The sequence below is a fragment of the Enterococcus gallinarum genome, assembly GCF_021496385.1.
GTDB lineage: Bacteria > Bacillota > Bacilli > Lactobacillales > Enterococcaceae > Enterococcus_D > Enterococcus_D gallinarum.
This window is the reverse complement of record NZ_CP050816.1, coordinates 379,583-392,500: the sequence shown is the minus strand read 5'-3', so window position 1 is coordinate 392,500 and position 12,918 is coordinate 379,583. Positions and strand designations below refer to the sequence as shown.

Here is a 12,918-nt window from a genome sequence, read left to right as displayed (position 1 = left end):
GTCGATGGTTCGAGTCCATTTAGGCCCATTGAACTATATATTTTGTTACATTTGGGGAAGTACTCAAGTGGCTGAAGAGGCGCCCCTGCTAAGGGTGTAGGTCGGGAAACCGGCGCGAGGGTTCAAATCCCTCCTTCTCCGTTTTAGCGGTCCGTTGGTCAAGTGGTTAAGACACCGCCCTTTCACGGCGGTAACACGGGTTCGAGTCCCGTACGGATCATTGCAACACTTTTTGGAGGATTACCCAAGTCCGGCTGAAGGGAACGGTCTTGAAAACCGTCAGGCGGGTAAAACCGTGCAAGGGTTCGAATCCCTTATCCTCCTTTACTGAACTCTTGATCGGATTGTAGATCAATGAGTCCAGCTTTTAATTACTTAAAGCAGCTATTGTAATTAGTAATTTATTATCGCGGGATGGAGCAGTCTGGTAGCTCGTCGGGCTCATAACCCGAAGGTCGTAGGTTCAAATCCTGCTCCCGCAATCAAAAAAACTAAATATGGTTCCGTGGTGTAGGGGTTAACATGCCTGCCTGTCACGCAGGAGATCGCGGGTTCGATTCCCGTCGGAACCGTTATGGCTCGGTAGCTCAGTTGGTAGAGCAATGGATTGAAGCTCCATGTGTCGGCAGTTCGATTCTGTCCCGCGCCATCTTGCGGGTGTAGTTTAGTGGTAAAACCACAGCCTTCCAAGCTGTTGTCGCGAGTTCGATTCTCGTCACCCGCTTTAGTTTTTTATTTTGGGCCTATAGCTCAGCTGGTTAGAGCGCACGCCTGATAAGCGTGAGGTCGATGGTTCGAGTCCATTTAGGCCCATTGAATTTTACTTGGTCCGTTGGTCAAGTGGTTAAGACACCGCCCTTTCACGGCGGTAACACGGGTTCGAATCCCGTACGGATCATGAAAGCATCCTTTGGAATGCTTTTTTTTTATGTTTTAAAAAAGGCAATTTTAAAAGTTTTTCCATAAATTAGGCACAGTAGGTCAAAATTTGTTATAATCAGTCCGTTGCAAGTTCCCGAAAGGATTCGCAGCTGCGAAGATGCCTTGTAACCGAATCGAAATTTAGGGGGAATACAAAAAATGACAGAGAAACATTTATTTACTTCAGAATCTGTATCTGAAGGACATCCAGATAAAGTGGCTGATCAAATCAGTGATGCTATTTTAGATGCGCTGCTTGCTGAAGATCCAATGGCACGGGTTGCCTGCGAAACCTCGGTGACGACCGGATTAGTATTGGTTTTTGGCGAAATCTCGACAAGTGCCTATGTAGATATTCAAAAAATTGTTCGCGAAACCATCAAAGAAATCGGTTATACACGGGCAAAATTCGGCTTTGACGGTGACACTGTGGCGGTATTGGTAGCCATTGATGAACAATCACCTGATATTGCTCAAGGCGTTGACAATGCATTAGAAGTACGCGATGAAGCGAATGAAGAAGAAATCGGTGCCGGAGATCAAGGATTGATGTTTGGTTTTGCTGTTGATGAAACACCAGAATTGATGCCATTACCAATTGCATTGAGTCACCGTCTTGTTCGGCGATTAGCAGAACTGCGTAAAACGAATGAATTGACCTATTTGCGTCCTGACGCAAAATCCCAAGTAACTGTCGAGTATGATGATCAAGATCAGCCTCGTCGAGTGGATACAGTTGTTATCAGCACACAGCATGATGATGCAGTAGACAATGAAACGATTCGTCATGACGTTATTGAAAAAGTGATTAAAGAAGTGATACCAGCTTCTCTTTTAGACGATGAAACAAAATATTATATCAATCCGACAGGACGATTTGTCATCGGTGGGCCTCAAGGGGATGCCGGATTGACTGGTAGAAAAATCATCGTAGATACTTATGGTGGATATGCAAGACATGGCGGTGGCGCATTTTCTGGGAAAGATGCAACAAAAGTTGACCGTTCTGCTAGTTATGCTGCACGCTATATTGCTAAAAATATCGTTGCAGCGAAACTTGCCCGAAAGGTAGAGGTTCAGCTAGCTTATGCGATTGGTGTAGCACAACCTGTATCGATTCGAATTGATACGTTTGGAACCGGAAAAGTCAGTCAAGAGAAATTGATCCAAGCTGTAAGAGAGAATTTTGATCTGCGGCCAGCTGGAATTATAGAAATGTTGAATCTACGTCGTCCGATTTATCGTCAGACAGCGGCATATGGACATTTTGGTCGTACAGATATCGACTTGCCATGGGAACAAACAGATAAAGTGGATGCTTTATTGGCAAGTGTGAAGGAATAAAGAGGCGACCTCTGTTGATGTAAATCAATAGAGGTTCTTTTTTTTGACTTAGAAGAGGGGGAGAATGATGAAAACGAATGTGACACGTGTGACGATTGCTGTTTTTGTTGCAACATTTATGACGGCTATCGAAGGGACGATCATTACGACTGCTATGCCGACGATCGTTGGTTCTTTACACGGGATCGAGATCATGAATTGGGTTTTTTCGATTTACTTATTGACTAGTGCTATGTTGACACCCATTTACGGTAAACTTGCCGATACCATTGGTCGTAAACCGATTTTTTTATTTGGGACACTGCTCTTTATGATTGGTTCCGCACTCTGTGGCTTGTCAAACAGCATGCTGACACTCATCCTTTCGAGAGCTGTTCAAGGAATCGGGGCTGGTGCGATGATGCCTGTTGCATTGACGATCATCGCCGACTTGTACCCTGTAGAAAAGAGAGCGAAAGTCTTGGGTTTGAACAGTACTGCTTGGGGGATTGCTAGTGTCGTCGGTCCATTAGCTGGTGGTGTGATTGTTGATACAGTCGGTTGGCACTGGATCTTTTTTATTAATGTGCCGATTGGTGTGTTTCTCCTTGGCATGATTTGGTTTTATTTTCATGAAAACAAAAAGACGAAGAAATCTGGGAAAATGGATTTACTTGGTAGTTTTTTGATGATGGTCACATTAGTTTCTCTGCTTTTAGGGTTTCAGTTACTAGGCGATCAGGGGTTAAGTGTTGCTGTGGTAAGCTTACTGATTTTGACTATTGTAACATTCCTGCTGTTTTATCGAGTAGAGAAAAAAGCAGCAGATCCATTAATTGATTTAGCGTTATTCCATTCTAGAACTTTTGTGGTAGTAAATATTGTCGCAGCACTAGCTAGCGGTTTTTTGATGGGTATCGATGTGTATATCCCAATGTGGATGCAAGGAGTCTTAGGAATGAGTGCAGGTATCGGTGGTCTTGTACTAGCACCGTTGTCGATTTTATGGATGGTCGGCTCATTTCTAGCCAGCCGCTGGTTGCTGAAGCGGTCGGTTTCATGGGTCCTAACGGCTAGTCTATTAATTACGCTTGTTGGCGCAATCTGGCTTTTTATTACCCCAATGAAAACGTCTTTTCTCTGGTTTTTAGGAATCTCTTCAATTACCGGAATCGGATTGGGAGCGACGATGGTCGTTTGTACCGTGACTGCTCAAACCAGTGTTCCTCATTCACAAATTGGGGTAGCGACCTCCTTCAATACGCTATTAAGAACAATTGGTCAGACAATCATGGTTTCTGTTTTCGGGATCGTCTTGAATATCAGCAATAATTTTGGATTGAAAGAAGCAGGTATTCAAGATCAGGAAATCATGAATCGCTTAGTGGACCCAACTGCTGCTAAGAAACTTTCAACAGACATTCTGCTTCAATTACGAGGAATTTTGTACGATGGATTACATTGGGTATATGGATTAGGATTGTTGCTGATTGTGCTTGCTTTGGTGTTTGCCCGTACAATTCGGCGAGAATCTGGTACAATGATAAAAAAAGAATCGCAGGTGATTTGATGGCTTTTATACAAGCAAATATCTATTCAAATGTTCTTGAAATGGAAGTAATGGTAAACGTGATTCTCCCCCAAACTACCATCAAAAAGGTAGGTACAACTACAAAAAATGATCAAAAAGAATTACCAGTTCTATATCTATTACATGGAATGGGCGGTAATCATAGTGTCTGGGAAAGACGAACTTCGATCGAGCGCTATGTGAGCGACTATCAAATGGCAGTGATCATGCCTTCGACTGATTTGGCTTGGTATACAGATACAACTTATGATATGAAGTACTGGACCTTTGTTGCAGAAGAGTTACCGCAAATCTGCCGAGAGCTGTTTCCTCAATTGAGCAGTGATCGGGAGAAGACATTTGCTGCCGGTCTATCTATGGGGGGCTATGGTGCTGTTAAGTTGGGTTTGCGTAAACCAGAGAGTTTTGCTGCCGTTGCCTCTTTGTCCGGGGCTTTAGCGATTGCTGAAAGCATGGATTCTCTTTTAAAAATTCGAAATACTTCTTACTGGAAAGGGATTTTTGGCCCATTGGATCAGTTTCAAGGTTCAGAGAATGATTTGATCCATTTGATCGATACGATTGATCCGCAAAAGGCACCGCGCTTTTATATTAGTTGTGGAACAGAAGACCAACTGTTTCCTGCAAGTGAATATGCAGTTGCAAAAATGCAGGAACGTGACTTGGCAGTGACATTTGAGTCTGGTTCCGGAGATCACGATTGGCAATTTTGGGATCAGTGGATCCAACGGGTATTAAACTGGCTCGTTGAAGGAAAATAAAAAACATCAGAGACCGAAGAATAGTCAACGGTTCTCTGATGTTTTTTTTCGTTCGATACAAAACAGGACTGGTGGTTGGTTGCGCTGATTGATGAATTGATAGGACAGCACGTTAAATTGCGCTTGTGGTAATTGACGACAAAAGCGATGAACAGCTTCTAACTCTTCAGGTCCGCCTTCGTGGCCATAATAGCATACAAGGATGATCCGACCGCAAGGAACAATACGTTGGATCAATGCTTGCAGTGCCTGTTCGGTCGTCTCAGGTAAAGTAATGATTTTTTTATCGCTCTTTGGTAAGTAACCTAGATTGAAAATAGCTGCATGAACGGCATCAGGGACGTAATCCGCTACTGTTTCATGTCCTTGGTGGATCAGTTCAACTTGCGGCAGGAGTCCTTTTGCTAACATGCGTTCTTTTGTTGTGGTCACTGCTTGTTCCTGAATATCAAAGGCATAGACTTTGCCTTCAGGTCCGACTAGTGTTGCCAACAGCTCGGTATCATGGCCATTTCCCATGGTGGCATCAACTACGGTCTGTCCGGGTTTGACGACTTCTTGTAAAAGGGTGTGGCTATAACGCATGGCTGTTTGTAGCATAGATAGCCTCTTTTCTAACATCAAATTTTCCTTGATAGGAGTCGCGGCGCAGCATTTCTTTATCGATCTCATTCAAGACTTCCCATTTTTTGAGACTCCACATAGGTCCAATCAAAGCATCCCAAGGAGCGTCACCTGTCAGACGATGAATGATGATCTCCGCAGGAATCATTTCTAGTTGGTCGCAAATCAAAGAGACATAAGTCTCTCTTTGCATCAATTGCAGCTTGCCTTCATGATAGTCCCGGAGCATGCGGGTATTTCGCATCAAATGCAAGAGATGGAGTTTGATCCCTTGAATATCTGAGTCCAAGATTGTTTTCCGCACATTTTCCCGCATCATTTCTAATGTTTCACCAGGGAGTCCATTGATCAAATGGGTACAAACCTGAATGCCATGTTTTCTCAATTTAGCGACACCATCAAGATATGTTTGATAATCATGCGCACGGTTGATTGCGTTGCTGGTGGTTTCAAAGGTTGTTTGTAACCCTAACTCCACCCATAAATAAAAGCGTTGGTTCAATTCAGCTAGATAGTCTACCACATCGTCTGGAAGACAGTCAGGACGTGTACCGATAGAAACACCAACGACACCTGGCATGGTCAAAACTTGTTCAAACCGCTCTCGAATGACTGCAGCTGGGGCATGGGTATTGGTGAAATTTTGGAAATAAACGATGTACTTATCGACATGAGGCCATTTTTTGTGCATCATATCGATTTCTTTATGAAATTGAACGGGCAGCGGGGCTTCAGGTGCAACGATCATGTCGCCTGAACCAGACACGCTGCAAAAGGTACAACCACCTTTTGCAACAGTACCATCTCGATTGGGACAGTCGAAGCCAGCATCGATCGGTACTTTAAAGATTTTTTCACCAAATTCCTGACGCAATGCATAATTCCAAGAATGGTAACGTTTATGCTGATTTTCGGCATAGGGGAATGAATTCATGGATTTTACCTTCTTTTCTTTTTTCTAAGATTGTTTTTGTTGGAAACGCCAGACAAAACGCTTTTCTAAATAGTACGGATAGGTCAGTAACAGCCAAGAGAGTCCCACACAAAATCCGCCGAGTACGTCGCTAGGAAAGTGAACACCTAGATAGATCCGACTGATACCGATCAGAAAAATCAGTAAGCCAAGCAAGATTCTCATACCCCAGCGTAACGCTTGTGACTGGAAAAAGACAGGAATCAGCAAAAGTAAGGTTCCATAAAATACCATGCTGCCAGTGGAGTGTCCGCTAGGAAAACTAGAGCTTGTCTCCAACACTAAATGTTCCAGTGTTGGTCTTTCTCGCATAAAGAATAATTTAATCAACGGATTGAAGACCGCTGAGATGCCAATCGTACCGAAACTGAGCCACAGTGCTTCGGAATAGAAGCGATTGATAAGCAACACGACCAATACAACAATGAAAAGCAGCCCAATCGTTACTGGATTAGCAAACTTGGTCACCCATAGGAAAAAGTCAGTCAAAAAAGGGTAACCGCTACGGATCAAACGAGTGCTACTTTCATCGAAAGGATTCAGCCAAGTTGGATAGAATTTGACAACATAGCCTAAAAAGGCAAAGAGCAGCAAAAAACAGCTGCCGGCGAATTGATAATACAGTTTTTTGTTCATAAAAAAATCCTCATTTCTACAGGCAAACATAGTGAGTCTATTATACCATTTATCTTGGAGGGACAAAAGACAGTGGCGCAGGGGTGTTTCTTGAGGGACAATATTGTATAACAAGAAATTGTTGCTTACTTCTTCTTTCGAATAATGTACGTTAGATTACAAAGAGTTTACAGTTTGGCGAAAAGAAGGAAATAACTTTTATAAAATCTTAAGAAATTGTATACTAAACGTAGGAAAAAAATAGAAGACGGAGGAACGTTCATGAACATGAGTTTATCGCGCAAAGAGCGTCGCAGAGAAGGACAGTCCAGTGAATTTTATCAAACGATGAGAAAAAGTGCCGCTGTTGTAGGGACAACCATAACCGCTTGCTCAGTAGTAGCGCCTTTGCTGACTCCAGTTCAAGCGGATGCCGTAGAAAATACTGTGGTGAGAAGTAACTTTGCTGCACCTAATACAGCAGCATTCATTACAGAAATCGCAACTTATGCACAGCCTGTTGCCCAAGCAAATGATCTTTATGCTTCAGTCATGATCGCACAAGCCATTCTTGAAAGCGGCTGGGGAAGAAGTGCCCTGTCCCAATCACCTAACCATAATCTTTTTGGAATCAAGGGCAGTCATAATGGTCAGACAGTCTATATGAACACAGCAGAGTATTTAAACAATCAATGGTTGACTATGAAAGAACCCTTCAAAAAATACCCTTCTTACAAAGAATCTTTTGAAGACAATGCACGAACATTAAGAAATGTTTCGCTAGGAAACGGTAATTATTATTATGCAGGTGCTTGGAAGAGCAATACGTCTTCTTACCGTGATGCAACCCAATGGTTGACGGGGCGTTACGCAACAGCTCCCAACTATGCTTCTTCATTGAATACGGTGATCCAGCAGTATGGCTTGACTAAATATGATACACCAGCTTCAGGCAATGCCGGTGGTGGAGCAACGGTCAGTGCACCTAATACCGCTACAAATCCTGTCAGCAAGCCAGCAGCGACATCGTCAGTTTCTTCTGGTAGTCAAGGCTATACAGTTGCGTCAGGGGATTCTGTCTGGGGAATCGCTAATAAATTCGGCATCACAATGGATCAGCTATGTAGCTGGAACAATATTCGCAATAATTTTATCTACCCAGGACAAAAACTGACGATCAATGGTGGTACTGCCAAACAAACGACGAATACAGGGACCATATCTACCACGACAGCAAGTGCTAGTAGTTATACTGTTGCTTCAGGGGACTCGGTTTGGAGTGTGGCGAACAAGCATAGTATCACGATGGACCAATTGCGCAACTGGAACAATATCAAAAATGACTTTATTTATCCTGGTCAACACTTAGTCGTAAAAAATGGTACTGGGTCAAAAAGTCAGGCCAACAAGACTACAGCAATAAGTTCTGTAACCAATGCTGGTAGTTATACCGTTGCTTCAGGGGACTCGGTTTGGAGTGTGGCGAATAAGCATGGCATCACGATGGATCAATTGCGCAACTGGAACAATATCAAAAATGACTTTATTTATCCTGGTCAACGCTTAGTCGTAAAAAATGGTACTGGGTCAAAAAGTCAGGCCAACAAGACTACAGCAACAAGTTCTGTAACCAATGCTGGTAGTTATACCGTTGCTTCAGGGGACTCGGTTTGGAGTGTGGCGAATAAGCATGGCATCACGATGGATCAATTGCGCAGCTGGAACAATATCAAAAATGACTTTATTTATCCTGGTCAACGCTTAGTCGTAAAAAATTCTGGAAATAAACAGACAAGTAGGCCGACCACAGCTTCTACGAGCATTTCTTCATCAGCTGGCAGTCAAAAGTATACAGTGGCGTCTGGGGACTCGGTTTGGTCGATTGCTAATAAATTTGGTATCACGATGGACCAATTCCGCAGTTGGAACAATATCAAAAATGATTACGTCTATCCTGGTCAAAGCGTACGGGTCAGCGGTACGGCAACGGCTGCGAATCAGACGGCAAGTACGAGCAACTATACCGTAGTATCTGGCGATTCTGTCTGGGGAATTGCGGATAAATTTGGGATTTCCAGAGATCAATTCATTCAATGGAATAACATTAAAGACAACTTTGTTTATCCTGGACAAAGCGTTCGCGTAAAATAGATTGCTATTCCGCTGTTTTTTTGATAGGATAAGTGCAAAGAATCTTTCACATTTGAGAAGGAATAGTAGAAACGTGTTGGAATCAAGAGAGTGCATGGCTGGTGGAAATGCACAGAAGACCTTTCGAACTCGCCTTCAAGTGATATTTGACTGAAATGAGTGTTTCTCAGAACCGCTCAAAGTAGGCAGATACGGCGATGGTCGTTAACACATCGAGGTCTGTTTCATAACAGATAAAATTAGGTGGTACCACGTTTATAACGTCCTATAAAAATCAATAGTGATTTTTATAGGACTTTTTTTAAGTTCTGCTGATTTTTGATCAAGTCAGAGCACCAATTTTTAGGAGGCGTCCATAGTGAACTACAATCACAAAGAAATTGAAAAAAAATGGCAAAAATATTGGGCTAAGAAAAATGAGTTCAATACCCACGATCAACCGGATAAACCAAAGTTTTATGCGTTAGACATGTTCCCATACCCTTCTGGACAAGGATTGCACGTAGGGCATCCAGAAGGATATACAGCGACGGATATTCTAAGCCGCTTCAAGCGCAGCCAAGGATTCAACGTTCTTCATCCCATGGGCTGGGATGCCTTTGGATTGCCTGCTGAACAATATGCGTTGGACACCGGGAATGATCCAGCCGAGTTTACGAAAAAAAATATTGAAACATTCCGTCGTCAAATCAATTCACTGGGGTTTAGTTACGATTGGAATCGTGAGATCAACACGACAGATCCTGAGTACTATAAATGGACGCAATGGATTTTTACCAAACTTTATGAAAAAGGGTTGGCTTATGAAGCCGAGGTTCCTGTCAATTGGGTTCCAGAGTTAGGAACGGTTATCGCCAATGAAGAAGTGATCGATGGCAAAAGTGAACGCGGCGGCTACGATGTTATTCGCAAACCTATGCGTCAGTGGATGTTGAAGATCACGGCTTATGCGGATCGCTTGCTAGATGATCTAGAAGAAGTTGATTGGCCTGAGAGCATCAAAGAAATGCAGCGGAATTGGATCGGTCGTTCTGTGGGTGCCAATGTCACCTTCAAAGTAGCGGGTAGCGATGCAGCATTCACCGTCTTTACGACACGACCAGATACATTGTTCGGTGCCACTTATACGGTTTTGGCTCCTGAACATGAGTTGGTACAAGCCATCACTACACCGGAGCAAAAAGCAGCAGTTGAGGCATATGTAGCAGAAACAGCGAAGAAGTCCGATTTGAATCGGACCGATTTGTCTAAAGAAAAGACGGGTGTCTTCACAGGGGCCTATGCGGTCAATCCAGCGAATGGGAAAGAAGTGCCAATTTGGATTGCTGACTATGTGTTGGCTTCATATGGTACTGGTGCGATCATGGCTGTGCCAGCTCATGACGAACGTGACCATGAATTTGCAAAAGCTTTTGGGTTAGAAATCATTCCTGTTCTGGCTGGGGGAGACGTTGAAGAAGCTGCTTATACTGAAGACGGTCCTCATATCAATTCAGAGTTTCTGGATGGTCTAGATAAAGAAGCTGCAATTGAAAAAATGAACCACTGGTTAGAAGAACAAGGAGTCGGTAAAAAAGAAATCAGCTACCGTCTGCGAGACTGGCTGTTTTCTCGGCAGCGTTACTGGGGTGAGCCTATCCCGATCATTCATTGGGAAGACGGTACTACAACCACTCTTCCGGAAGATCAATTGCCACTACGCTTGCCAAAAACCGATAATATCAAGCCAAGTGGTACAGGTGAATCGCCATTGGCGAATGTCAGCGAGTGGGTCAATGTCGTTGATCCAGAAACAGGCATGAAGGGACGTCGTGAAACGAATACGATGCCACAATGGGCGGGGAGCTCTTGGTACTTCTTGCGGTTTATCGACCCTCACAATAAAAATCGCTTAGCCGATTTTGACAAATTGAAACGCTGGTTACCAGTAGATATCTATATCGGTGGGGCAGAACATGCGGTGCTTCATTTACTTTATGCTCGTTTCTGGCATAAGTTCCTTTATGATCTTGGTGTCGTACCGACAAAAGAACCATTCCAGAAATTATTCAATCAAGGGATGATCCTTGGGGAAAACAATGAAAAAATGTCGAAGTCTCGCGGAAACGTCGTAAATCCGGATGATGTCATCGAACAATACGGAGCAGATACACTGCGCATGTATGAAATGTTCATGGGTCCATTAGATGCATCGATCGCTTGGAATGAAAACGGCTTGGAAGGCAGCCGTAAATTCCTAGACCGCGTTTGGCGTTTGATCGTGGATGAAAATGGCAAAATGCGTGATCGAATTACTACATTCAATGATGGCAAACTAAGTAAAGTTTACAACCAAACAGTTAAAAAAGTTACCGAAGATTTTGAACAGCTTCATTTCAACACGGCTATTTCACAGCTGATGGTCTTTGTGAACGAAGCATATAAGTCCGATGCACTACCATATGAATATGTTGCTGGATTTGTCCAATTGTTGGCACCGATTGCCCCTCATATCGGTGAAGAACTATGGGCAATTCTCGGAAATAAAGAGGGCATCTCTTATGTGCCATGGCCAACTTATGATGAAAGTGCGCTAGTCGAAGATGAAATCGAAGTGGTATTCCAAGTGAACGGCAAAGTTCGGGCAAAAGCCAAAGTTCCTGCGGATGCAGACAAAGCGACGCTCGAACAGTTAGCTCAATCAAATGAACTGGTAAAAGAACAATTGAATGGAAAAACGATTCGCAAAATCATCGTTGTACCAAATAAATTGGTCAATATCGTCGCTAATTAATTGAAAAGAGGGACTGTGCCATAAGTCTCCTACAAGTAAAACTATCCGAACATTAACTATTATTGCTCCTGCGGTGCAGGGACTCCTCGTCGCAAAAGTCAGAGGAATCTATCCTAGCAATAGACTATTATTCGGTTTAACTTGTTGGATGATGACTTATGGCACAGTCCCTCTAAACATGTCTAAACGGTCGAAGCAGATGCAACTCCGAGAAATAAGTCGAAATACCCCAAAATTTGAAAAGCAATTTCTGTGTATTCCTCCTTATTTCTCGGAGTTTAACACTTCTGTCCCCGCTTTTTTTGTACAAAAAAGCAGCGGTTCAGCTGATGCAAACATCAACTGCCGCTGCATACTATTTTTTGCGAATAATGCCGTAAAACAATACAGCTGTAGCCACTAATGGAATGAAGATCACCAATAGAAAGCCATTTGGATATGTTGCGCGAGTGAAGATTTCTGTGGAAGTATCATTTGTGCCGATCAAGTGGTTTGCTACTAAAAATTGTCCGACCAATGCGATCATTGCTAGAAAACCTACTGTTGCCCCTGTTCCAAAGAAGATTTTTTTCTTTGTGCTGTTCATTGCGTCTGCCCCTTTAATATTCTCTATGTCCCATTATACAAAAAATGAAAAAGTCTTCAATGCGATTTTGTCAAATCATTGATTCGTAATACACTTGAAATGAATTTGACATATTTTTCTAGTCAGCTGACTTTTTCTAAGTGAAACGGCAATCAAATCATTCGCTGAACTAAGAGGGGTCTCGTATAATAGAATTAACGCAAATGAAAGCGCAGAAAGAAGGAATAAAAATGGACTATCAATCTTTTGAAGGTCAAGAGGCTTTTTTCAATGATTATCAACGAGTAGCAAAAGCAGGTTACCAAGAAGAAGAAGTGATCGATGACGTGCTGGAACAGCTGAATCAGCAATTGACTGCGGACCAGCTAATTTACCGAGTGGAAGCGGAAAAAACGAAAGACGGCGAAGTCTTTCTGTTTCCTTTCAGCAAATTCATGTATACCGAAGATTTGGACGCAGCAATCTCGACAGAATTTCGCTATGATGGTGCTCCTTATGTCTATGAAACCTATGAGGATGAACAACCATAATTTTCAGCAAGGTATTTAAATCAAGAACTTTTTAAGAGGCATTTGCATAGACACAAAAATAAACACCCAA

Annotated in this window: 10 protein-coding genes, 10 tRNA genes, 1 riboswitch and 1 other annotated feature (1 of these 22 running past the window's edge); of the genes, 16 read left to right on the top strand and 4 right to left on the bottom strand. The window is 42.9% G+C overall.

All coding sequences use genetic code 11. From position 1 onward, the window contains the following. The 13 genes from HED61_RS01830 to HED61_RS01770 all read left to right on the top strand — a co-directional run. A tRNA-Ile gene (locus HED61_RS01830) sits at window positions 1-28 on the top strand; it begins 46 nt to the left of the window's first position. Between the two features lie 25 nt (window positions 29-53). Beyond that, a tRNA-Ser gene (locus tag HED61_RS01825) sits at window positions 54-141 on the top strand. A gap of 7 nt (window positions 142-148) precedes the next feature. Then, a tRNA-Glu gene (locus HED61_RS01820) sits at window positions 149-220 on the top strand. Window positions 221-234: 14 nt separating this feature from the next. Beyond that, window positions 235-324, top strand: a tRNA-Ser gene (locus tag HED61_RS01815). 84 nt (window positions 325-408) lie between these two features. Next, a tRNA-Met gene (locus tag HED61_RS01810) sits at window positions 409-482 on the top strand. Between the two features lie 17 nt (window positions 483-499). Beyond that, window positions 500-572 (top strand) — tRNA-Asp (locus tag HED61_RS01805). 4 nt (window positions 573-576) lie between these two features. After that, a tRNA-Phe gene (locus HED61_RS01800) sits at window positions 577-649 on the top strand. 4 nt (window positions 650-653) lie between these two features. Continuing rightward, window positions 654-724, top strand: a tRNA-Gly gene (locus HED61_RS01795). A 15-nt stretch (window positions 725-739) separates the two neighbouring features. Beyond that, window positions 740-813, top strand: a tRNA-Ile gene (locus tag HED61_RS01790). A 13-nt stretch (window positions 814-826) separates the two neighbouring features. Further along, window positions 827-898, top strand: a tRNA-Glu gene (locus tag HED61_RS01785). Between the two features lie 102 nt (window positions 899-1,000). After that, window positions 1,001-1,083, top strand: a riboswitch (SMK box riboswitch). Beyond that, window positions 1,081-2,265, top strand: a complete 1,185-nt coding sequence (gene metK / locus HED61_RS01780; RefSeq protein ID WP_156248012.1) for a methionine adenosyltransferase — start codon at window positions 1,081-1,083, stop codon at window positions 2,263-2,265. Its footprint overlaps the riboswitch before it by 3 nt. Window positions 2,266-2,332: 67 nt before the next feature. Next, window positions 2,333-3,814, top strand: coding sequence for an MDR family MFS transporter (locus HED61_RS01775; RefSeq protein ID WP_138372196.1), 1,482 nt, complete (start codon window positions 2,333-2,335; stop codon window positions 3,812-3,814). After that, the gene (locus HED61_RS01770; RefSeq protein WP_219645423.1) at window positions 3,814-4,596 is read left to right on the top strand and encodes an alpha/beta hydrolase; all 783 of its coding nucleotides are present in this window, start codon (window positions 3,814-3,816) and stop codon (window positions 4,594-4,596) included. The genes HED61_RS01775 and HED61_RS01770 overlap by 1 nt, the downstream gene beginning before the upstream one ends. Window positions 4,597-4,620: 24 nt before the next feature. Here HED61_RS01770 and HED61_RS01765 read toward each other — a convergent pair whose 3' ends face one another. From HED61_RS01765 to HED61_RS01755, 3 genes are read right to left on the bottom strand one after another with little or no spacing between them, the layout of a single operon-like run. Then, window positions 4,621-5,196 carry a tRNA (mnm(5)s(2)U34)-methyltransferase gene (locus HED61_RS01765; protein ID WP_219645422.1) on the bottom strand — a complete coding sequence of 192 codons (576 nt, stop codon included), beginning with the start codon at window positions 5,194-5,196 and terminating at the stop codon, window positions 4,621-4,623. Continuing rightward, window positions 5,171-6,154, bottom strand: coding sequence for a TIGR01212 family radical SAM protein (locus tag HED61_RS01760; protein WP_029487327.1), 984 nt, complete (start codon window positions 6,152-6,154; stop codon window positions 5,171-5,173). The genes HED61_RS01765 and HED61_RS01760 overlap by 26 nt, the downstream gene beginning before the upstream one ends. A gap of 24 nt (window positions 6,155-6,178) precedes the next feature. Then, window positions 6,179-6,829, bottom strand: coding sequence for a phosphatase PAP2 family protein (locus tag HED61_RS01755; RefSeq protein WP_003128409.1), 651 nt, complete (start codon window positions 6,827-6,829; stop codon window positions 6,179-6,181). Between the two features lie 261 nt (window positions 6,830-7,090). Here HED61_RS01755 and HED61_RS01750 point away from each other — a divergent pair, with 261 nt between their 5' ends. Beyond that, entirely contained in the window at window positions 7,091-8,959 is a 1,869-nt protein-coding gene (locus HED61_RS01750) for a LysM peptidoglycan-binding domain-containing protein (RefSeq protein ID WP_219645421.1), read from the top strand. A 43-nt stretch (window positions 8,960-9,002) separates the two neighbouring features. After that, window positions 9,003-9,230 (top strand) — a binding site (T-box leader). Window positions 9,231-9,317: 87 nt separating this feature from the next. Continuing rightward, the gene (gene leuS / locus HED61_RS01745; protein WP_003128411.1) at window positions 9,318-11,732 is read left to right on the top strand and encodes a leucine--tRNA ligase; all 2,415 of its coding nucleotides are present in this window, start codon (window positions 9,318-9,320) and stop codon (window positions 11,730-11,732) included. A 355-nt stretch (window positions 11,733-12,087) separates the two neighbouring features. Here the strand turns inward: leuS and HED61_RS01740 are convergent, their stop codons facing one another. Beyond that, the gene (locus tag HED61_RS01740; protein WP_003128412.1) at window positions 12,088-12,318 is read right to left on the bottom strand and encodes a hypothetical protein; all 231 of its coding nucleotides are present in this window, start codon (window positions 12,316-12,318) and stop codon (window positions 12,088-12,090) included. Between the two features lie 230 nt (window positions 12,319-12,548). On the opposite strand from HED61_RS01740, the gene HED61_RS01735 reads away from it, so the two are divergent. Beyond that, a complete protein-coding gene (locus tag HED61_RS01735) occupies window positions 12,549-12,848 on the top strand; it encodes a DUF5960 family protein (protein ID WP_005472910.1) in 300 nt (99 codons plus the stop codon). Window positions 12,849-12,918 lie beyond the last annotated feature (70 nt).